Source organism: Streptomyces sp. NPDC058457, from assembly GCF_042720695.1.
Classification (GTDB): domain Bacteria; phylum Actinomycetota; class Actinomycetes; order Streptomycetales; family Streptomycetaceae; genus Streptomyces.
In genome coordinates, this window is the sequence record NZ_JBHXLU010000063.1 from 25,476 (window position 1) to 46,531 (window position 21,056).

Below are 21,056 nucleotides of genomic sequence, written 5' to 3' on the forward strand. Positions count from 1 at the left end.
GTCGGTCGGACAGCCACGGGTGTCCGGGCGTCGTTCGAGCGGTCACCGCCGGGCGGTGGCCGCGTCGGGTGCTTCGGGTATGGGCCTCATCGTGGCACGGGTCAGCCGCCCGACGTCCCGGACGCCAGCGTGATGCCCAGCGGGGTCCGCTCGTACAGCATCTGGTGGCCGTAGCGGTGGGAGGTGAGCAGTCCCGCGTCGCGCAGGACCGTCAGGTGCGCGGAGACCGAGGAGGGCGCGAGGCGCAGCCGGTGGGCGAGGGCGGTGGTGGTGGCCGGTTCGGTCAGGGCGGCCAGGACGGCGGCGCGGCCGCGGCCCAGCAGCCGTACCAGGGTGTCGGGCGTGGTGTCGGCAGGGTCGGTCCACAGGCCGCCGATGCCCCGGGCCGGGTAGACCAGCGTGGGCCGGGCCGGCGGGTCGAAGGTGCTGATCACGTCCGGCCAGGTGAACACGCTCGGCATCAGCACCAGGCCCTGCCCGCCGAGGTGCCGCTCGTAGGCTCCGGGCGACTCCACGGTCAGCGTCCCGGACCGCCAGCCGCAGCGACGGTGGATCTCCGGCAGCAGCCCGCCCAGGCCGACCTCCGCGAGCCGCCGGGAGTGGAAGGCGATGTCCGCCTCCAGCAGGGCCCGCAGCCGGGGCCAGTCCGGGGCCACCAGGATCCGCCAGGCCGCCTCCAGCGCGTCCGTCAGCTCCCGGACCATGCGTGGCGGATCGGCCAGCCAGGCCCGGGCCGTCGCCGACTCCGACGCGCCCGGCGTGTCCGCGAGCGACCGCGCGGTGTCCGCCCGGGCCGTCTCCGGGTCCACCGCCCGCAGGGCCGCCAGCTCCTCCTCGACGGAGGCCGCCGGACCGGTCGGCGGCGCCACCAGCCAGTCGGGGGAGTGACCGCGCCGGGGCATCAGCAGCCACAGCGGGGTCAGGTCGAGACCGGCCGCCACCGCCCTGATCCGCCGCAGCCAGGGCGCGTGATAGCCGTGCCGGTCCGGCCGCCGCAGCGTGCGCACCGCCTCCTGTGTCTCCCACAGCGGCGACACGGCGAACCGGCACCGGAGGAAGTCGTCCTCGTCGAAGTGGAGGTGAGAGGGCATGGCGGGGTCCCGTACGTAGCGGCGGAGGGCGGCGGAGCGGAAGATTCGGCTGGTGCCGAAACTCTAAGCCGGCGGCCGCGGCGAGGGCACGCTGCCGTCCATGTCCGCGCCTGCCCTGGAGCGACCCGCCGGCTACGGCCGGGTCCTCGCCGTACCCGAGTTCCGTGCCGTCTTCGCCGCCCATGTCCTGTCCATGCTCGGCGTGATCGTCAGCGAGATCGCGCTGTCCGTGCTGGTGTACGACCTCACGGGATCGCCGCTGCTCAGCGCCCTGACCTTCGCGCTGGGTTTTCTGCCCTACCTGGTCGGCGGCACACTGCTGGCCCCGGTCGCCGACCGGTTCCCGGCCCGCCGGGTGCTGGTGGTGTGCGACCTGGTGTGCGCGGGGTGCGTCGCCGTGATGGCGGTCCCGGGAACCGGCATCGGGGTGCTGCTCGGGCTGCGCTGCGCGCTCGCCGTGGTCTCGCCGGTGTTCGCCGGCACCCGGATGGCGACCCTCTCCGACGTCCTCGGCGGCGGCGAGCTGTTCGTGCTCGGCCGTTCCCTGCTGCGGATCGTCGCGCAGAGCGCGCTGCTGGCCGGCTACGGCCTGGGCGGACTGCTCCTCGCCGTGCTCGCCCCGCGGCACGCCCTGCTGATCACCGTCGGCACCTTCCTCGCCTCGGCCGCGCTGCTGCGCCTCGGCACCCGGCACCGCCCCGCCCGCGTCCGGACCCGGGAGCACGGCGGCACCCGGCAGCTGCTCGCCGACCGCCGCGTCCGCCGCCTGCTCCTCCTCTTCTGGATCCCGGCGATGTTCGCCGTCGTCCCCGAGGCGCTCGCCGCCCCCTACGCCGACGCGCTCGGCACCGGATCCCCGGGGCTCGGCCTGCTGATGTGCGCGCTGCCCATCGGCACGGTCGCCGGGGAGCTGTACGCCGGCGCCCGGCTCGGCCCGGCCGCCCGGGAGCGGATCGCCCTCCCGCTGGTCTGCCTCGCCCTGCTGCCCTACCTGGGCTACGCCCTGCACCCGTCCCTCGCCGTCTCGCTGCTGCTCCTGGTGACGGCGGGGGCGGGGTCGGCGTACACGCTGGGCCTGGACCAGTGGTTCGTGCGGGCCGTGCCCGAGGAGCTGCGCGGCCGGGCCATGACCGTGCTCAGTGCCGGGCTGATGACCGTCCAGGGTGTCGGAATGACGCTGGCGGGGGTGGCCGCGGAGGCGGTGGGGGTGCGGGCCACGGTGGCGGGGGCCGGGGCGGTGGGGGCGGTGTGCTGCTGCGGCCTCGCGGCGGCGGCCCGCCGGACACCACGGCCGGTGCCGTGACGGCTGCCCTGGAAGGCCTGCCTTCGGTGTTCGTGATGGCTGCCCCGGTAGGCCTGCCTTCGGTGTTCGTGGCGGCTGCCCCGGCGGGCCCGCCGGCGGTGCCGTGGTGGCTGTCCTGGCAGGCGTGCGGCGGTGCCCGTCGCAAAGGTGACCGAAAGCCGAGACACGGCTGACCGCTATATGACCGGCCGGTAGGGTCGGTGACGTGCCCAAGCCTCTCAGTCTTCCCTTCGACCCCATCGCCCGAGCCGACGATCTCTGGAAGCGGCGCTGGGGAAGCGTCCCGTCGATGGCCGCGATCACCTCGATCATGCGGGCCCAGCAGATCCTGCTGGCCGAGGTCGACGCGGTGGTCAAGCCGTACGGACTGACGTTCGCGCGCTACGAGGCGCTGGTGCTGCTCACCTTCTCCAAGGCCGGCGAGCTGCCGATGTCGAAGATCGGCGAGCGGCTGATGGTGCACCCGACCTCGGTGACGAACACCGTCGACCGGTTGGTGAAGTCCGGTCTGGTCGACAAGCGGCCCAACCCCAACGACGGGCGCGGCACGCTCGCCACGATCACCGAGAAGGGCCGCGAGGTCGTCGAGGCGGCCACCCGCGACCTGATGGCGATGGACTTCGGGCTCGGGGTGTACGACGCCGAGGAGTGCGGGGAGATCTTCGCGATGCTGCGCCCGCTGCGGGTCGCCGCGAACGACTTCGACGAGGAGTGAACCCGCCGTCCGTCGAGCGGTGACCCGGGACAAGATCTCCCGGAACGGGTGGTTACGCTCGTCCCCATGAAAAAGAGCGTGCTGACCCGCTACCGCGTCCTGGCCTATGTCACCGGTGTGCTGCTGGTGCTGCTGTGCCTGAGCATGATCGCCAAGTACGGGCTGGACATCGACGGTGCGGCCGATGTCACGCGCGTCGTCGCCATCGCGCACGGCTGGCTCTACGTCGTCTACCTGGTCTTCGCCTTCGACCTGGGCTCCAAGGCGAAGTGGCCGGTCGGCAAGCAGCTGTGGGTGCTGCTGGCGGGGACCATCCCGACCGCCGCCTTCTTCGTGGAGCGCAAGGTCACCCGCGAGCTCGACGCCAAGGTCACCGAGGGCGCTCCGGTGGCCGCGAAGGTCCAGGCCTAAGCCGCAGGCCCCCGGGCCGTACCGCCGTACGGACACCCGTGCGGCGGTTCTCCATCGACATTTACTTGGACGTCCTAGTAAATTCGAGGGTATGGACGCTGACGCCATCGAGGAGGGCCGCCGACGCTGGCAGGCCCGTTACGACACGGCCCGCAAGCGGGACGCGGACTTCACCACGCTCTCCGGTGACCCCGTGGAGCCGGTTTACGGGCCCCGACCGGGGGACACGTACGAGGGATTCGAGCGGATCGGCTGGCCGGGGGAGTACCCCTTCACCCGCGGGCTGTACCCGACCGGCTACCGCGGGCGGACCTGGACCATCCGCCAGTTCGCCGGGTTCGGCAACGCCGAGCAGACCAACGAGCGCTACAAGATGATCCTCGCCAACGGCGGCGGCGGTCTCTCCGTGGCCTTCGACATGCCGACCCTCATGGGGCGGGACTCGGACGACGCGCGGTCGCTGGGCGAGGTCGGGCACTGCGGGGTCGCCATCGACTCCGCCGCCGACATGGAGGTCCTGTTCAAGGACATCCCGCTGGGCGACGTCACGACGTCCATGACGATCAGCGGGCCCGCCGTGCCCGTCTTCTGCATGTACCTCGTCGCCGCCGAACGGCAGGGCGTGGATCCGGGGGTGCTGAACGGCACGCTGCAGACCGACATCTTCAAGGAGTACATCGCCCAGAAGGAGTGGCTGTTCCAGCCCGAACCCCATCTGCGGCTGATCGGCGACCTGATGGAGTACTGCGCGGCCGGCATCCCCGCGTACAAGCCGCTGTCCGTGTCCGGCTACCACATCCGCGAGGCGGGTGCCACGGCCGCGCAGGAGCTGGCCTACACGCTCGCGGACGGCTTCGGGTATGTGGAGCTGGGGCTCAGCCGCGGCCTGGACGTGGACGTCTTCGCGCCCGGTCTCTCCTTCTTCTTCGACGCGCACGTCGACTTCTTCGAGGAGATCGCCAAGTTCCGCGCCGCGCGCCGGATCTGGGCGCGGTGGATGCGGGACGTGTACGGGTCCCGGTCGGACAAGTCGCAGTGGCTGCGCTTCCACACGCAGACCGCCGGTGTCTCGCTGACCGCCCAGCAGCCGTACAACAACGTGGTGCGGACGGCCGTGGAGGCGCTGGCGGCCGTGCTCGGCGGGACCAACTCGCTGCACACCAACGCCCTCGACGAGACCCTCGCCCTGCCGAGCGAGCAGGCCGCCGAGATCGCGCTGCGCACCCAGCAGGTGCTCATGGAGGAGACCGGGGTCGCCAACGTGGCGGACCCGCTGGGCGGTTCCTGGTACGTCGAGCAGCTCACCGACCGGATCGAGGCCGACGCCGAGAAGATCTTCGACCAGATCAAGGAGCGGGGGCTGCGGGCCCGTCCGGACGGGCGGCACCCGATCGGGCCGGTCACGTCCGGGATCCTGCGGGGCATCGAGGACGGCTGGTTCACCGGCGAGATCGCCGAGTCCGCCTTCCAGTACCAGCGGTCGCTGGAGAAGGGCGACAAACGGGTCGTGGGCGTGAACGTCCACACCGGGTCCGTCACCGGGGACCTGGAGATCCTGCGGGTCTCGCACGAGGTCGAGCGGGAACAGGTACGGATGCTGGGCGCCCGGCGGGCCGCACGGGACGAGGGCGCGGTGCGCACCGCCCTGGACGCGATGCTCGGCGCCGCCCGGTCCGGCGCCAACATGATCGAGCCCATGCTCGACGCCGTACGGGCCGAGGCGACCCTGGGCGAGATCTGCGGGGTGCTGCGGGACGAGTGGGGGGTGTACACGGAACCGGCGGGGTTCTGACGGACGGGCGTCGCTCTGTGACGTCCGCCTCATGGTGACGTTCTGTGCGTGCGGCGGGGAGACGGTGAACGCGGCACCGCACAGGGCGTACACAGGATGTGTCCTCGATCTCCCCTGCCGGGCCTGCGCCGCCGCGGTGACCGTCGGTGAGTGTTCAAGGCAAAGGGCGCTTGATCTCCGGGTCAAGCCCATGTCTATGGTGATCCCGGCGTCCGGCCGGATCTGACCAGTCCGCATGGTCGTGACGCCCTCATCTCGGCGCGCCTGGGGGAGTGCCACGCATCCGTGACACCGGCTGTGGCCGGGACGTGCCCTGCTTCCCCCCGACGTGCCGTCGGCATTCGCCACTTCCGAGGGGGAAGCAGTGCACACATCAGCGCGGTCGAAAACAGCACCGCGTCACAGACGTCGGCTTCGGCAACGGCTCACCGCGGCCACCGTCCTCACCGTCTCGACCTCCGTGGTCGCCGGCCTGATAGCCGTCGCTCCCGCGTCCGGCGCGCCACGCGCCGCCGACGAGCAGGACACCGGCTTCTACCGCAACAGCATCGGCGAACAGGCCCGACTCGACCGCTGCACCGCCGGGTTCGCCCTGCATGCCGGCGGTCCGACGATGAAGGCCAAGGCGATCGAGGGCCTGACGGGCACCGACGGCCAACTCCACGCGGTCATCGGCACTCCGGCCGACAACTACGCCCAGATGGGCGCCGCGATGGTCACCGACCGGGATTCCGTCTCCACCTATCTGGAGCGTTCCCGCAAGCGCAAGTCGGATCTCGAAGCCGCCAACAAGGTCTATGCCCAGACCTCCGACAGCGACCAGATCACGCTGGACGCACCGGAGTTCGACAAGGCCGTCACCGACTTCACGGTCGGCGCCGGCCTGGACCTGCTGAACGGCTTCGGGCAGGACGGCCACGCCGTGCCCAGCAAGGCGGTCATCGACCAGGCCACCGCGGTCTACAACGCGAACAAGGGCAAGGACACCTGGAACGACCAGGCGGCCGCCGACACGCTCAAGGGCGCCGACCGGTCCACGTACCGCAACACGACGGCCTCCGACCTCGCCTACTACCTGCGGCACGGCGGCTATCCCGACCAGGCGCCCGCGGCGGACACCGCCGAGTTCCGGGTGGAGGCCGAGGCACTCAAGGGCGCGTTCGGGGCCTGCGACAGCCTCAACCCGGTCGACGCGCGCCGGGTCATGAACCAGGTCATGCTCACCGCCGGCGCCGAGTGGGAGCAGGAGTACGCCGCCCAGGCCGCGCAGCGGGCCACGATCATCACGGCGGAGTCGGACTCCTCGAAGGCCGTGCGCGACGCCACCGACGCGATGATCGACTCCGTCGGACAGGCCTGGCTCGCCGAGCAGATCCTGCTGTGGCAGAAGTACTGGGCCGCCCGGCCGGCCGACGACATCCTGCGCCCCGCCAAGACCGTCTTCGACAAAGCCGGCAAGGACCTCACGAAGGCCCGTACCAACGCCGCCGCGGCCGCCGACAAGGCCGTCAAGCCGGCTGCCACGGCGAAGGCCGCAGCCGGGCGTGCCGACACCGCGCAGGGCGACGCCTACAAGATCGCCGACTCCCGGCAGGAGCCGCGCGGGCGCGGTCTGGTGTACGCGCAGCAGTCCGTGCAGGTGGCCAAGGCGTCGTCCGCCGCGGCCGAGGCGGCCTCGCAGGCGGCCCAGGCGGCTTCCGACGCGGCCAAGGCCACGGCCAAGGACACGGCCACCCTGCTCAAACTCGCGCAGACCAAGGCGCACGCGGTGAACACGGAGTTCCGCCGGGTGGCCGCCGAGGAGGCCGCGCGCCAGGCCAAGAGCGCCGCGGACTCCGCGGAGGCCTACGCGACCAGGGCCGCCCAGAACGCGACGACGGCCAAGAACGCGCAGAAGACCGCCGCCGAGCAGAAGGAGATCGCCCGTCAGCAGGCCGAGAACGCCGCGGCCAAGGCGACCACCGCAGAACTGGAGCGGGCCAACGCCGCCGCCTACCGTGCCACCGCCGCCTCGGAGCGCGGCAGGGCCGAGTCCGCGGAGCGGCGGGCCGAGGGGCTGAAGACCTCGGCGACCGGCGCCCGAGGTGATGCCGACAGCGCGGCGGGCACCGCCTCCGCGAAGCGGATCGCCGCCGAACAGGCCGAGTCGGACGCCGAGTTCGCCCGGGACAAGGCGTACCAGGCCGAACAGGCGCAGAAGGCGTACGAGGCCCGTGCCGCCGCCCTGGAGTCGGCCGCCGCGGCTGCCGTGGGCACCGATGCCGCGGCCGACGCCAAGAAGGCCGCCACCGAGGCTCGTTCCGCCGCCGACCAGGCCGCCGCCGACGCCGCCGGTGCCCGCAGCGCCGCCGCCGACGCCACGACGGCGGCGGTCAACGCCCGTGCCGCCGCCACCAGGGCCAAGGCCAGCGCGACGAAGTCCCGGAAGGCAGCGGACGAGGCCTGGGACTCCTACTGGGGCGCGTTCAGCGCCGCCCAGACCGCGCACGCCGCGGCGGCCGACGCGATCGAGGCCGCCAGGGAGGCCGCGGACAACGCGCGCAAGGCCGGCGAGGAGGCCGCGAAGGCCAAGGAGCAGGCGAAGACCGCGCATGACAACGCGGTCGCCGCGCACGACGAGGCCCTCAAGACGGCGAGGTCCGCGGCGGAGACCGTCGGCGAGGCGTACGCGACCACGCAGGCCGCGCTCGCCGCCCGCGACTCGGCCGACAAGGCACGGGCGCCGGCGACGACCGCGATCTCCATGGGGACGGCGTACCAGGAGACCGACTCCGCCGCCGCGTTCGCGGTCCTGACGGGGCAGCAGGCCCTGTCCCTCGCCGAGCAGCAGGCCACGGCGGCCGAGGCCAAGTCCGCCGAGGCACAGCGCATGGCCAAGGAGGCGCAGGCCCTCGCGGACAAGGCGGGCAAGGACGACAAGGCCGCGGCCACCGCGTCGGCGCAGGCGGCGAAGGACGCCTCGCGTGCCGCGACCGCCTACAAGAACGCGCAGGCCTCGGCCAAGGAGGCGCGGACGGCGGCCGACGCGGCGACGAAGCTCGCGGACGACGCCGACGGTTACGCGGTCGCGGCCGGCGGCAGCGCGGTGAACGCCACCCTGTCGGCGAACAGCGCCCAGGCGGAGGCCGCGGCCGCCGACAACGAGGCCACGCAGGCGGAGAAGAGCGCCGCAGGGGCCCGGCAGGCCGCCAGGGACGCGACGGACCAGGCGGACGCGGCGGACTTCTCGGCGCGCAGCGCGGCGAGTGACGCGGCCGGTGCGCAGGACGCCGCCGACAACGCCGGCCAGGCGGCCGGCGACGCCCAGAAGGCGGCGGCCCGCGCGGAGGAGGCGGAGCGCCAGAGGCTGGCGGAGGAGCGCCGCAAGGCCATGGCGAGCGGCGACACGGGTGTCTCCGGCGCCGACGCCCGGCTGACCGCCGACGACCGAGCTCTGCTGCTCAAGACCTGCGGTCAGGCATGCGTGGACGACTGGGACGCGGCCAGTGCCGCGGTCGCCGCGTCCGTCGTCGACTGGATCAGGAAGAACGGCGCCGACGTCCTCCTGGAGGTCATCGGTGTCAACGACGCCAAGCGCTGCTTCGGCCAGGGTGACGTCGAGAGCTGCCTGTGGACCCTGGTCAACGCGGCGAGCCTGGTCGCGCTGGTCGGCAAGCTTCCGGCGGTGACGAAGGCGATCGCGCTCGTCGGCTCGAAGATCGGCAAGTTCTTCGAGGAGGCGGAGTGGGGCAAGCGCACGCTGGACCAGCTCCGCAAGGCCATCGAGGCGGCGAAGAAGGAGCCCGACAAGGGCTCGATCGGCAAGTCCAGCACGCCGTGCAGCCATCCCGGCGCCGAGAACTGCAAGAACATCACGTTCCCGGACAAGAACCGCCCGAAGCTCGGTTCCGACGGCAAGTACCACATGAAGGAGGGGGACACCGAGGTACAGATCGACAACCCGACCGACCTGAGTGACACCATCGGCGACATCGACCTGGTCAAGGACGGTGTGCTGTGGGAGAACAAGTCGGTCACGACCGTCAGGCTCACCCAGGAGCAGATGGAGAAGTGGGTGAACAAGCACGTCGGCAAGAAGATCGCCTCCTACCGGCGGGCCCGCCCCTTCCTGCGGGGTTACGAAGGCGCCCCCATCGGCATCCGCTTCGAGGACCCCGCGATCAACACGATCAACCCCGGTCTGAAGCCCCTGGTGGAGCAGCGCATCGCGGAACTCCGCCGGGCCAACCCCGACCTCGACATCCGATTCTGGTGGCCGAATTGAGTTACATCTTCACCGTGAGCGACACCGACGAGGACGTCTGGGAACCGGCCCTGGCGGTCGGCCAGCTCTTCATGGGCGGTGTCAACGCGCTGGGCTCCCTGGTCCTGAAGGTGCCGACCGGACTCGACGACATCACCGGTGACTGGGTGAAGGTGGACACGGCCCGGTACGCCGTGTTCGTCGGGGCCGCGCTGAGGAGGCGCGGCTCCACCGGTCACCGCGAGTTCATGTCCCTGCTCGACGGACTGCTGCCAGTGATGATCATGCTGGCCGACCGGAGCGGCATCGAGATCACCGGAGCCAGTCCGGCCGAACGCGCCTACCTGGAGTGGGCGCGCGACAGGGACCGCGTGCTGCGCGGGCACATCGTGGAACAGCAGGACGGCGGGGTCCATTTCTGGGGCGACGAGGCATGAGGACGACCACGAGGATCACGGCCGTGCTCGTCGGAGCCGTCCTCGTCACCACCGCCGCCTGTGGTGCGGACTCGGACCGGGACAGGACGCGGACGCGGCCGGCGACCGGGCCGGCAGGCACCGTGCCCGGCAGGGCGGCCCTCGGCAAGTCCGCCCTCGACGAGGCCGCCCTGGCGGGCACTGTCGCCGGATACAAGGTGACCAGGACGGCCGCGCGGGACGTCCCGCCCGAGGGCGGGTATGCCGTGAACCGCAAGGAGTGTGCGCCGATCGGCGCGCTGATCGGTGGTCACCTCCCGGAGAAGCCGGCCGCCGAGGTGTTCCGCACGGTCAAGCCGGTCGACCCGAAGAACGCGACCGTCGGGAACGTCTGGCTGTCCTCGTACGGCGACGGCCGTGCCGCCCGGGTGCTGGACGCCGTCGACACCGCCGTGGACACGTGCGGGGGCTCCTTCACGACCGCTGGGCTCACCTACCACTCGGTCGAGCGCGTCAGGTCGTCCGGATCCGGGGAGGCCGCCTTCCGGGTGACCGCCGACGTGGGCAGGCAGCGGCTCACGATGAACTACCGGGTGGTCCGGTCGGGAGACGTCGTCGCGGGGTTCTACGGGGTGAACATGCTGCACCCCGAGGACGGGGCGATCCCCGATGCCGTGGTGGACGCCCAGGTGGGACGCCTCGGAGGCTGACCCCTGAAGGACCGGTGGGAGGGACGCGGGACGCCTACGGGGTGTTCTGGGTCCCTCCCGCCAGGCCCAGCAGGAGGATCCTCGTCAGGCCGCGCGCCCATTCCTCGTCCGCCGGTTTGCCGCTCACCAGGGCGCGATGCACCACCGAGCCGGCCACCACGTCGAAGATGAGGTCCGCCGTGCGGTCCGCCTCGCACGGGTCGCTCTGCTCGGGGAGTTCGCCGCGCTGCTGGGCGCGTTCCCGGCCCGCCACCACCAGCCGCTTCTGGCGGTCCACGATGGAAGAGCGGATACGTTCCCGCAGCGCGTCGTCCCGGGTCGACTCGGCGACCGCCGCCATCAGGCCGCTCCGGGCCTCCGGGCGGTCCAGGATCGCCGCGAACTGCAGCACCACGCCCTCGATGTCGTTCGCCAGGCTGCCGCGGTCGGGGAGTTCGAGTTCGTCGAACAGTTCCGCCACGGCGTCGACGACGAGCTCGTTCTTGCCCGCCCAGCGGCGGTAGAGGGTCGTCTTCGCAACCCCGGCCCGCGTGGCCACGTCTCCAAGGGTGAGCTTGGACCAGCCCAGTTCGACCAGCGCCTGCCGCGTGGCCTCCAGGATCGCCGCGTCCGCGGCGGCGCTGCGCGGGCGGCCGGTACGGCCTGCGGGGGTGCGGCTCTGCATCCCACGACCATAACCGGCGGTTCATGTGATGCCGTGAGGGAGATCACCGGAATGTGGTGTCGCGCGGACCTCCCATGGCATTACGCTACGGGTCGTAGCGAAAGCTCGTGAGTGACCGCACGGGCGACGACCACGGCGTGGGGTGGGGACCCGGCGCCAGATGAAGAGCTCGATGCAGGGAACGGCCGGGGTCCGGGGGTTGTCTCCGGACCGTGGGACACACACGCGCGGGAACGGGGGAGGATAGACGCATGCAGCCACGGAACATGTCCATGAGCGGCGTCGTCGACCTCGCCGCGGTCAAGGCGGCCCAGGAGGCCAAGACCAAGGCCGAGCAGACGCGCGCCGAAGCGGCCCGGCAGGGTGGGGCCGGTGCCGTCTCCCCGTCCGACCTGGTCATCGACGTCGACGAAGCCGGCTTCGAGCGCGATGTCCTGCAGCGGTCCGCCGAAGTCCCTGTCGTCATCGACTTCTGGGCCGAGTGGTGTCAGCCCTGCAAGCAGCTGAGCCCGGTCCTGGAGCGCCTCGCCGTCGAGTACGACGGCCGCTTCCTGCTGGCGAAGATCGACGTCGACGCCAACCAGATGCTGATGCAGCAGTTCGGGATCCAGGGGATCCCGGCGGTGTTCGCCGTCGTCGCCGGGCAGGCACTGCCGCTCTTCCAGGGCGCGGCCCCCGAGGAGCAGATCCGCGAGACGCTGGACCAGCTGGTGCAGGTCGCCGAGCAGCGGTTCGGGCTGACCGGGCTCGTCGTCGACCCCGACGCGGAGCCGGGCGCCCAGCCGGAGCCCGCGATGCCGGCGGGGCCGTACGACGCGCTCCTCGAAGCCGCCGTCCAGGCGCTGGACGCGGGTGACTTCGGCGGTGCGGTCCAGGCGTACAAGAACGTGCTGACCGACGATCCCGCCAACAGCGAGGCCAAGCTGGGGCTCGCGCAGGCCGAGTTGCTCCAGCGGGTCCAGGGGATGGACCCGCAGGCGGTGCGCAAGGACGCGGCCGAGAAGCCGGCCGACGCCCAGGCGCAGATCGCGGCCGCCGACCTGGATCTGGTGGGCGGGCATGTCGAGGACGCCTTCGGGCGGCTGATCGAGACCGTGCAGCGGACGGCCGGGGACGACCGGGATGCCGTACGGCGGCGGCTTCTTGAGCTCTTCGAGGTCGTGGGCACCGACGACCCCCGGGTCGTGGGGGCGCGCCGGGCGCTGGCGCGGGCGCTGTTCTGAATCACAGTCTGAACACGGTTCTGACCAGTCGCTAAACGTCACGTCCTGTGATGCCCGAGTGAAAGATTTGCCGACACGGGGCCACAGCGGCCGCTCTTTACCAAATCTTGGTAATCGCGGCCGCTGTTACTCGGAGTAAATCAGGGCTGTTGGTCTGTCTGGTTCTGTCCACTGATCAACTGCTTTGCTCTGCCCCCGGATGCCACCCAGAGTTGCTCTCCGAGACCGGTGGGTCGTCCTTCGGTTATCCGGCCGTTACTACCCAGTAACGAAGCCCCTTGTGCGGGCGGCGAGAATGCACCACGATCGGCGACGCTCGGTCCATTCCCGTACCCCGACAGCCGGTCGGGCCAAGGGTTCATGTGGGTCCCCACCGAGCAGAGTCGGCGGCAGTGACGCCGGCTCTTGGGCAGGGGGGTCTTCGCTCTACGGCGAAGCCTGTCCAGCAAGGTTGTGCGTGATGCGTGTCAGGCGCGACCAGTGGTTGTCGCTCGGGGGTGATCGCCGGTGATCGAGGTGCGGTTCGTGCCTCCGAGTGCGGGCGCTCCCCTTCCGAGGACGTAGCACTTCTCCCATCCCTGCCCGGCCGAGCCGCCGTTGGGGGCGAATACCGGGCCAGGAGATGTACGTCCGAGAAGGAGGAAATATGGAGTCCCAGGTGCGTGGCGGGACCAGATGGAAGCGCTTCGCTGTGGTCATGGTGCCCAGCGTTGCCGCCACGGCGTGTATAGGTGTCGCCCTCGCGCAGGGTGCTCTCGCCGCGTCGTTCAGCGTGTCGGGCCAGCAGTTCAAGGTCACGGCCGACCAGCTCGAAGGCGACGGCTTCGTTCAGTACGGTGCCGTCGACTCGGGTTACACCCTCGCGGGTAAGAGCACCATCCACCCGGTGGCGGTCTCGGCGTTCAACACCGCGACCATCACCAACCTGTGCCAGTCCGTGGTCACGCCGAACGTCCCGATCTTCGGGAACGTCAGCCTGATCCTGCACGCGGGCACCAGTGCCAGCAAGCCGGTCGAGGCCAGCAAGCTGTACATCGACCTTGACGACCTCAGCGCCGACGCGACGTTCACCAACATCAACATTGGTGTCGCGGCCGGTAGCTCGACCAAGGGTCCCGGCGTCAAGTCGGACGAGGTCAACAAGCAGCAGACGAACCCGTACGGGTTCGCGCAGGAGGCGGACCACGCCTCGCTGTCCGGCGTGAAGCAGACGGCGTGGGCCACCACCGCCGGAACCTTCAAGCTCAGCGGTCTGCACATGTCGATCTCGACGTCGGGAGCGGAGTGCTACTAAGCACTCTGTGACGGGCGGGGGAGCCGACGGCACCCCCGCCCTCCACCTTCTCCCCACGATCTTCACACGCGGTACAAGGAACCACCACCGCACCACACACACCATCACCACCACAGCAACGCCGCACCAGGGAGCTGTTTTCCATGAGCGCCGAGACTCCTGCCGCACCCGGCCAGTTCACCCGCCGGAGGCTGCAGTTCCGCTCCTGGCGGGGCACACGGCCGTTCTGGGCCGGTCTGTACATCCTGCTCGCCGGTTTCCCGATCATGTACTTCCCGTACGCGCACCTCCAGATCGGCAACCTCACGGTGGCGATGGCGACCACCGCGGGTGCCGGATCCCTGATCATCGGCGTGCTGCTCGTCGTCCTGGGCATCAGCCTCTGGTACCAGAAGCACATCCGCACGTTCGCGGGTATCGCCGCGATCCTGCTGGCGCTGGTGTCCCTCCCCGTGTCCAACTTCGGTGGCTTCGTCATGGGCTTCCTGCTCGCCCTCGTCGGCGGTGCGATGGCCGTGGCCTGGTCCCCGGGTGCGCCCCCGAAGCCGCAGCCGGAGGGCGAGATCCCGCCGGCCGGGGACGACGCCCCGGAGGAGGCCGCCTACTACACGGGTCCGGACGGCGTGGACGCTGGGGGCACCTCCCAGGCCCTCGATGCACTGGGGGAGAACGACCTGTCAGGAACGAGCCCGGTGAACGGGGCGAACGGGAGGCACAGTGCCGGCTGACGAGGTGACCCACGGGACTGATGTGGACGAGTCCCGTGTGAGAACCGGGCCGCGCCATGCGGCACCCAAGAAGCCGCTGTTCACCAGGTTCCACATGCCCGCGGGCAAGGCGATAGCGTCCGTGGCGATGCCGACGGCCGTGCTCATGGGCTTCGGGTTCACGTCGACGCTCGCGATCGCCGACAGCAACAGCACGTCGTCGGCGTCCTCGAAGAGCCTCGCCGAGGACTACAAGGACTGCGTCGCGGCCCTGGACTCCGCCTCGCCCTCCGCCTCGGCGAGCGCGAGCGACGGCGCCACGGACTCGGCCACGCCGTCCGCCACGGCCTCGTCCGACGCGCAGGACTCGACGTCGTCCGGCAAGTCCTCCTCGTCGGATTCAGGTTCCGGCGATGCGGCCACGCCGACGCCGTCCGCCTCCAAGTCGTCCTCGTCCTCGGGCGACTCGGGTTCCTCCGGTTCGTCGGACTCGGGCAGCACGGCCACCCCGTCGCCGTCCGCCTCCGCGAGCAGCAGCAGTGGCGGTCTGCTGGACTCGATCGGGGACGCGATCGGCAGCATCCTCAGCGGCGGCAGCACGACGAGCTCGTCCTCGTCGGACTCCACCGCGACCCCGTCGCCGTCGGCCTCCGCCTCGGCGGACTCGTCGTCCTCGTCGGACACGTCGTCGAGCAGCGACAGCGGCAGCAGCGACTCCGGCTCGGCCTCGGACACCGTCTCCAAGACCGTCAAGGCGGTCACGGACACCGTGAAGGACACCACCGACACGGCGACCAAGGCGGCGGACGACGCCACCAAGGCGGCCGCGGACGCCACCTCCAGCGCCTCGCCGAGCGCCTCCGCGAGCTCCACCACGTCGGCTGCCGACTGCGAGGCCGCCACCGACGACGTGAGCGGTGTCGACAACAAGGTGCCGGTGGCGGACGACCCCTGGTACCTGAGCGCCAGCTCGCTGACGCTGAAGAGCGCCGACTACCAGGGCATCGTCACGGTGAAGACGGCCAGCGGCAAGACGAAGAAGGTGCTGAAGTACGTCATCTCGGGCGGCACCGACATCGGTGACCTGCACCAGACGGTCAAGGACAAGACCATCGGCAAGACGTACCACGTGCAGGGCGCCTCCGGTTCCACGTCCACGATCCGCGACGGCTCCACGACGATGTACACGGAGTCCATCTCGGGCAACCTCTTCGGCCTGATCCCGATCACGTTCGACGTGGACAACCCGCCGCCGCTGAACATCCCGCTGATCTACTTCACCAACGTCAAGGTCACGCAGGCCGCCCAGTTCGGCGGCACCCTGCACATCCCCGGGATGCACGTCTACACGACCGACGGAACCGGCTGACCGCCGCCACAGACCCGTTCGGGAGCCGCGCAAAGAGCTGTGGCCCGGTCGTCCGCCTCGCGCGGGACCGGGCCACAGTGCTGTCCGAGCCCTTCGGAAAGGGCGCCCCCTGTCGCAGGAGGCGCCCTCGGCGTCGTACCAGGCCCCTTACGGGAGCGTCACTTGTTGATGCCGCCGATGTGGTGGACGCGGAGCATGTTGGTGGTGCCGGAGACACCGGGGGGCGAACCGGCCGTGATGATGACGGTGTCGCCCGGGTTGAAGCGGTTGATCTTGGCGAGCTCCTGGTCGACCATGTCGACCATCTCGTCCGTGGTGTTCACGAACGGCACCACGTGCGACTCCACGCCCCAGCTGAGGGTGAGCTGGTTGCGGGTGTTCTCGTCGGTGGTGAAGGCGATGATCGGCTGCTGGGCGCGGTAGCGCGACAGCCGGCGGGCGGTGTCGCCGGACTGGGTGAAGGCCACCAGGCCGCGGCCGCCGAGGAAGTCGGCGATCTCGCAGGCGGCACGGGCGACCGAACCGCCCTGGGTGCGCGGCTTCTTGCCCGGGACGAGCGGCTGCAGGCCCTTGCTCAGGAGCTCCTGCTCGGCCGCCTGCACGATCTTCGACATCGTCTTGACGGTCTCGACCGGGTAGGCACCCACGCTGGACTCGGCGGACAGCATGACCGCGTCGGCGCCGTCCAGGATCGCGTTGGCCACGTCGGAGGCCTCGGCGCGGGTCGGACGGGAGTTGGTGATCATCGACTCCATCATCTGGGTCGCCACGATCACCGGCTTGGCGTTGCGCCGGCACAGCTCGATCAGACGCTTCTGCACCATGGGGACCCGCTCCAGCGGGTACTCGACGGCGAGGTCGCCACGCGCGACCATCACACCGTCGAACGCCATCACGACGTCCTCCATGTTCTCCACCGCCTGCGGCTTCTCCACCTTGGCGATGACGGGGACCCGGCGGCCCTCCTCGTCCATGACCCGGTGGACGTCGTTGACGTCCTTGGCGTCCCGGACGAAGGACAGCGCGACCAGGTCGCAGCCCATGCGCAGCGCGAACCGCAGGTCCTCGATGTCCTTCTCGCTCAGCGCGGGCACGTTGACGGCCGTGCCGGGCAGGTTGATGCCCTTGTGGTCGGAGACGACACCGCCCTCGATGACGATCGTCTTCACCCGCGCGCCCTCGACGTCCAGGACCTTCAGTTCGACGTTGCCGTCGTTGATGAGGATCTGGTCGCCGCGCGAGACGTCGCCCGGCAGGCCCTTGTAGGTCGTACCGCAGATGGTCTTGTCGCCCGGGACGTCCTCGGTCGTGATGACGAACTCGTCACCGCGCTCCAGCTCCACCGGTCCCTCGGCGAAGGTCTCCAGACGGATCTTCGGGCCCTGCAGGTCGGCGAGGACCCCGATGGCCCGGCCGGTCTCCTTGGCGGCGGCCCGGACGCGGTCGTACCGCCCCTGGTGCTCGGCGTGCGAGCCGTGGCTGAAGTTGAACCGGGCCACGTTCATGCCGGCCTCGATCATGGCGACGAGCATCTCGTGGGTGTCGACCGCAGGGCCGAGAGTACAGACGATTTTCGAACGGCGCATGGGGCGATCCTATCGGTTTGTTTCGCTACGGAATATTCCGTCTGGTGGAAGATACAAATGGGCGCTAATGTGCTCAGCTGTTATTTCCGACCGGTGCCGATCCGGTGCCGACGAGCGCGTACGTCTGGGTCGCGATCTCCAGTTCCTCGTCCGTCGGCACCACCGCGACGGCGACGCGCGCACCGGCCGGCGATATCAGCCGCGGCTCGTCCCCTCGGGCGCCGTTCAGCTCCGGGTCGACCGCGAGCCCCAGACCCTCCAGGCCCGCCATGGCGGCCTCCCGCACCGGGGCCGCGTTCTCGCCGACGCCCGCGGTGAAGGCCACCGCGTCGACCCGGCCGAGGACGGCGCAGTACGCGCCGACGTACTTCTTCAGGCGGTGAACGTAGATGTCGAAGGCGAGCCGTGCCTCTTCGTCGCCCTCGTCGATCCGGCGCCGGATCTCCCGCATGTCGTTGTCACCGCACAGACCGAACAAACCACTCCTCTTGTTGAGAAGAGTGTCGATCTCGTCCATGGACATTCCGCCAACTCGTGCCAAATGGAAAATGACGGCCGGGTCCAGATCGCCGGAACGGGTTCCCATCACCAGTCCCTCCAAAGGCGTCAGGCCCATGGAGGTGTCCACGCACCGCCCGCCCTGGACGGCCGCCGCGGACGCCCCGTTGCCGAGGTGCAGCACGATGACGTTCACCTCTTCCGGTGTCTTTCCCAGCAGCCTCGCGGTCGCCCGGGACACGTACGCGTGCGAGGTGCCGTGGAAGCCGTAGCGGCGGATCCGGTACCGGTCGGCGATCCTCGGGTCGATCGCGTACCGCGCCGCGGACTCCGGCATGGTCGTGTGGAACGCCGTGTCGAAGACGGCGACCTGCGGCAGGTCCGGGCGCAGCGCCTGCGCGGTGCGGATCCCGGTCAGGTTGGCCGGGTTGTGCAGCGGGGCGACCGGGATCAGCCGTTCGATCTCGTCGAGCACCGCGTCGTCGATCACCGTCGGCTCGGTGAAGAACATCCCGCCGTGCACCACCCGGTGCCCGATCGCGGCCAGCTCCGGCGAGTCAAGGCCGAGGCCGTCCTTGGCCAGTTCATCCGCGACGGCCTTCAGGGCGGCCTCGTGGTCGCCGATCGGCCCGAGGGCCTCGCGGGTGTCACCGGTGCCGAAGCAGGTGTGCTTCAGCCGCGAGGTCTGCTCGCCGATCCGCTCGACCAGCCCCACCGCGAGACGGCTGCTGTCCCGCATGTCCAGCAGCTGGTACTTCACCGACGAGGAGCCGGAGTTGAGGACGAGGACACGGGTCGGACGGTGGCTCACTGGGCGGTTGCCTTCTCGCTCGGGGACGCAGCCGGGGACCCGGCCGGGGACTCGGCCGGGTGCTGGGCCTGGATCGCCGTGATGGCGACGGTGTTGACGATGTCCTGGACGAGGGCGCCCCGGGACAGGTCGTTGACGGGCTTGCGCAGCCCCTGGAGCACCGGCCCGACCGCGATCGCGCCGGCCGACCGCTGCACGGCCTTGTAGGTGTTGTTGCCGGTGTTGAGGTCCGGGAAGATCAGCACGCTGGCCTGCCCGGCGACCTCGGAACCCGGCAGCTTGGTGGCGGCCACCGACGGCTCCACCGCCGCGTCGTACTGGATCGGCCCCTCGATCTTCAGATCCGGCCGCCGGGAGCGCGCCAGCTCGGTCGCCTCCCGCACCTTGTCCACGTCCGCCCCCGAACCCGACGTACCCGTGGAGTACGACAGCATCGCGATCCGCGGCTCCACGCCGAACTGAGCGGCCGTACCCGCCGCCTGGACGGCGATGTCGGCGAGCTGCTCGGCGTTCGGGTCCGGGTTCACCGCGCAGTCGCCGTAGACCAGCACCTTGTCGGCGAGGCACATGAAGAAGACGGACGAGACGATCGACGACCCCGGCTTGGTCTTGATGATCTCGAAGGCCGGCCGGATGGTCGCCGCCGTCGAGTGCACCGACCCGGAGACCATGCCGTCCGCGAAGCCCTCCTGCACCATCAGGGTGCCGAAGTAGTTGACGTCGGCGACCACGTCGTACGCCAGCTCCACCGTCACGCCCTTGTGGGCGCGCAGCAGGGCGTACTGCTCGGCGAAGCCGTCCCGGAGTTCCGAGGTGGCCGGGTCGATCAGCTGGGCTTCGCCCAGGTCGATGCCGAGGTCGGCGGCCTTCTTGCGGATCTGGTCGACGGGCCCGAGCAGTGATATGTCACATACCCCACGGCGCAGCAGCACCTCCGCCGCATGCAGCACCCGAGCCTCGGTGCCCTCCGGCAGCACGACCCGGCGCCTGTCGGAACGCGCCTGCTCCAGGAGCTTGTGCTCGAACATCATCGGGGTGAGCCGGCCGGTGCTCGGCGCCGAGACCCGCTTGTTGAGGCCGGCGGTGTCGACATACCGCTCGAACAGGCCGAGCGCGGTCTCCGCCTTGCGCGGGGTGGCCGCGTTCAGCTTCCCCTCCAGGGAGAACAGCTGGGCGGCGGTGGGGAAGCTGTTGCCGGGCACGGATATCACCGGGGTGCCGGGGGCCAGCCGGGCGGCGAGGGTGAGGACCGCGTCGGTGGGCCGCTCGTTCAGGGTGAGCAGCACGCCGGCTATCGGCGGGGTGCCGGCGCTGTGCGCGGCCAGCGAGCCGACGACCAGGTCGGCGCGGTCCCCGGGCGTCACCACCAGACAGCCCGGGGTCAGGGCGGGCAGGAAGTTCGGCAGCATCGCGCCGCCGAACACGAAGTCCAGGGTGTCCCGGGCCAGCCCCGAGTCGTCGCCCAGCAGCACCTTCGCATCGAGCGCGTGCGCGATCTGGGCGACCGTCGGAGCGGACAGCGCGGGCTCGTCGGGCAGCACGTAGACCGGCACCGGCAGCCGCCCGTCGATCCGCTCGGCTATCTCGTCGCGGTCCTCGCGGGCGACCCGGTTGGCGACCATCGCCAGCACGTCACAGCCGAGACCGTCGTACGCCCGGAACGCGTTCCGGGTCTCCGCCAGCACCGACTCCGCGTTCTGGTCGCGGCCGCCGACCACCGGGATCACCGAGGCGCCGAACTCGTTGGCGAGCCGGGCGTTCAGGGACAGCTCGTCCGGGAACTGGGTGTCGGCGAAGTCGGTGCCGAGGACGAGGACGACGTCGTAGTCGCGGGCGACCAGGTGGAAGCGGTCGACGAGGGTGGAGACCAGTTCGTCGGCGCCGCGCTCGGCCTGGAGGGCGGAGGCCTCGTGGTAGTCCATGCCGTAGACGGTCGCCGGGTCCTGGGAGAGGCGGTACCGGGCACGCAGCAGCTCGAACAGGCGGTCGGGACCGTCATGGAGGAGCGGGCGGAAGACCCCGACCCGGTCGACCTGCCGGGTCAGCAGTTCCATCACGCCCAGCTCGACCACCTGGCGGCCGTCGCCGCGGTCGATCCCGGTCACGTACACGCTGCGCGTCACGTGTGCACTCCGTCTCTGTAGCCGCACAAAAATCGCCCACCGGGGTGAGCGGAACCCTCTTGACAATACCCCTGGACATAGATAAGGCGCCCGCCAGTCC

The 21,056-nt window shown here is 70.8% G+C and carries 16 protein-coding genes; 11 read left to right on the forward strand and 5 right to left on the reverse strand.

Annotation, left to right across the window (positions count from 1 at the left end):
• Positions 1-101: 101 nt before the first annotated feature.
• A complete protein-coding gene (locus ACFWPS_RS36720; RefSeq protein ID WP_383713482.1) occupies positions 102-1,091 on the reverse strand; it encodes a DUF5937 family protein in 990 nt (329 codons plus the stop codon).
• A gap of 100 nt (positions 1,092-1,191) precedes the next feature.
• On the opposite strand from ACFWPS_RS36720, the gene ACFWPS_RS36725 reads away from it, so the two are divergent.
• The 7 genes from ACFWPS_RS36725 (at position 1,192) to ACFWPS_RS36755 (ending at position 10,681) form a co-directional block, all read left to right on the forward strand.
• Positions 1,192-2,394 (forward strand): MFS transporter, encoded by a 1,203-nt coding sequence (locus ACFWPS_RS36725; protein ID WP_383713485.1) that lies wholly within the window; start codon positions 1,192-1,194, stop codon positions 2,392-2,394.
• 205 nt (positions 2,395-2,599) lie between these two features.
• Positions 2,600-3,109: a MarR family winged helix-turn-helix transcriptional regulator gene (locus ACFWPS_RS36730; protein ID WP_383713487.1), complete on the forward strand. Its 510-nt coding sequence runs from the start codon at positions 2,600-2,602 to the stop codon at positions 3,107-3,109.
• Positions 3,110-3,175: 66 nt separating this feature from the next.
• The gene (locus ACFWPS_RS36735) at positions 3,176-3,520 is read left to right on the forward strand and encodes a DUF3817 domain-containing protein (RefSeq protein ID WP_383713490.1); all 345 of its coding nucleotides are present in this window, start codon (positions 3,176-3,178) and stop codon (positions 3,518-3,520) included.
• A 91-nt stretch (positions 3,521-3,611) separates the two neighbouring features.
• Entirely contained in the window at positions 3,612-5,312 is a 1,701-nt protein-coding gene (locus ACFWPS_RS36740) for a methylmalonyl-CoA mutase (protein ID WP_383713493.1), read from the forward strand.
• A gap of 460 nt (positions 5,313-5,772) precedes the next feature.
• On the forward strand, positions 5,773-9,576 hold the full coding sequence (locus tag ACFWPS_RS36745) for a hypothetical protein (protein ID WP_383713495.1): 3,804 nt from the start codon (positions 5,773-5,775) through the stop codon (positions 9,574-9,576).
• A complete protein-coding gene (locus ACFWPS_RS36750) occupies positions 9,564-9,992 on the forward strand; it encodes a DUF6086 family protein (protein ID WP_383713497.1) in 429 nt (142 codons plus the stop codon). The genes ACFWPS_RS36745 and ACFWPS_RS36750 overlap by 13 nt, the downstream gene beginning before the upstream one ends.
• Entirely contained in the window at positions 9,989-10,681 is a 693-nt protein-coding gene (locus tag ACFWPS_RS36755) for a hypothetical protein (protein WP_383713500.1), read from the forward strand. Before ACFWPS_RS36750 ends, ACFWPS_RS36755 begins: the two co-directional genes overlap by 4 nt.
• Before the next feature lie 34 nt (positions 10,682-10,715).
• Here ACFWPS_RS36755 and ACFWPS_RS36760 read toward each other — a convergent pair whose 3' ends face one another.
• Positions 10,716-11,345, reverse strand: a complete 630-nt coding sequence (locus ACFWPS_RS36760; protein ID WP_383713502.1) for a TetR/AcrR family transcriptional regulator — start codon at positions 11,343-11,345, stop codon at positions 10,716-10,718.
• Positions 11,346-11,596: 251 nt separating this feature from the next.
• Here ACFWPS_RS36760 and ACFWPS_RS36765 point away from each other — a divergent pair, with 251 nt between their 5' ends.
• From ACFWPS_RS36765 to ACFWPS_RS36780, 4 genes are all read left to right on the forward strand, one after another.
• Complete coding sequence (locus ACFWPS_RS36765; RefSeq protein WP_383713505.1) at positions 11,597-12,568, forward strand: tetratricopeptide repeat protein; 972 nt, start codon at positions 11,597-11,599, stop codon at positions 12,566-12,568.
• Between the two features lie 646 nt (positions 12,569-13,214).
• Positions 13,215-13,862, forward strand: a complete 648-nt coding sequence (locus ACFWPS_RS36770; RefSeq protein ID WP_383713508.1) for a DUF6230 family protein — start codon at positions 13,215-13,217, stop codon at positions 13,860-13,862.
• 143 nt (positions 13,863-14,005) lie between these two features.
• Positions 14,006-14,590, forward strand: coding sequence for a DUF6114 domain-containing protein (locus ACFWPS_RS36775; protein WP_383713510.1), 585 nt, complete (start codon positions 14,006-14,008; stop codon positions 14,588-14,590).
• Positions 14,580-15,938: a hypothetical protein gene (locus ACFWPS_RS36780; protein ID WP_383713513.1), complete on the forward strand. Its 1,359-nt coding sequence runs from the start codon at positions 14,580-14,582 to the stop codon at positions 15,936-15,938. Before ACFWPS_RS36775 ends, ACFWPS_RS36780 begins: the two co-directional genes overlap by 11 nt.
• Before the next feature lie 158 nt (positions 15,939-16,096).
• Here ACFWPS_RS36780 and pyk read toward each other — a convergent pair whose 3' ends face one another.
• The 3 genes from pyk to pta all read right to left on the reverse strand — a co-directional run bounded on the left by pyk (position 16,097) and on the right by pta (position 20,956).
• Positions 16,097-17,524 (reverse strand): pyruvate kinase, encoded by a 1,428-nt coding sequence (gene pyk / locus ACFWPS_RS36785; protein WP_383713516.1) that lies wholly within the window; start codon positions 17,522-17,524, stop codon positions 16,097-16,099.
• Positions 17,525-17,597: 73 nt separating this feature from the next.
• Positions 17,598-18,833, reverse strand: a complete 1,236-nt coding sequence (locus ACFWPS_RS36790) for an acetate kinase (RefSeq protein ID WP_383713518.1) — start codon at positions 18,831-18,833, stop codon at positions 17,598-17,600.
• Entirely contained in the window at positions 18,830-20,956 is a 2,127-nt protein-coding gene (pta, locus tag ACFWPS_RS36795; protein WP_383713521.1) for a phosphate acetyltransferase, read from the reverse strand. Before pta ends, ACFWPS_RS36790 begins: the two co-directional genes overlap by 4 nt.
• Between the last annotated feature and the right edge of the window lie 100 nt (positions 20,957-21,056).